Source organism: Salifodinibacter halophilus (genome assembly GCA_012999515.1).
Taxonomy (GTDB): Bacteria; Pseudomonadota; Gammaproteobacteria; order Nevskiales; family Salinisphaeraceae; genus Salifodinibacter; species Salifodinibacter halophilus.
The window spans coordinates 1-433 of sequence record JABEEB010000025.1 but is presented as its reverse complement, the minus strand read 5'-3'; the positions used below and the strand labels follow the sequence as shown (position 1 = coordinate 433).

The window sequence follows — 433 nt, the reverse complement described above, 5'->3', positions numbered from 1 at the left end:
GGTCTGGAGACAGGTCGAGCTCCGAGAGGACGGCCTCGACGATGTCGGGTTTGACTGCGACGAACACCACGTCGGCCTCGGCGGCGCGCGACACGTCGTCCGTCGTCTCTTCGCAGTAGTCGGCGACCGCGGCGAGGGCGTCGGGGTCGAGGTCGCAAGCGACGACCGAGTGACCGCCCGCCTTCCAAAGCCCGGTGAGGAGGGCGCTCCCCATGTTTCCACAGCCGATAACGCTCGTGCGTACCATTGGTGCTGACTCAAGGTACGACGCTCAGATAGTAACTGCGTTCCGGTCAAGCAATGCCAAGCCTGAAAACGAGTTGTCAGTTCTGCGGGCCGCGACGCGCACGCCTCACAGCGCGCCCTGCCGGTAGATGAGGTTGCGCTGAATCTCGTTTGCGCCCTCGTAGATGACCGGGATGCGCGCGTCGCG

Annotated in this window: 1 protein-coding gene; it reads right to left on the bottom strand. The window is 64.9% G+C overall.

All coding sequences use genetic code 11. The features are described from left to right. Positions 1–247: NAD(P)-binding domain-containing protein (locus HKX41_10495; GenBank protein ID NNC24562.1), on the bottom strand; the 247-nt coding region annotated here is incomplete at its 3' end. Positions 248–433: the final 186 nt, after the last annotated feature.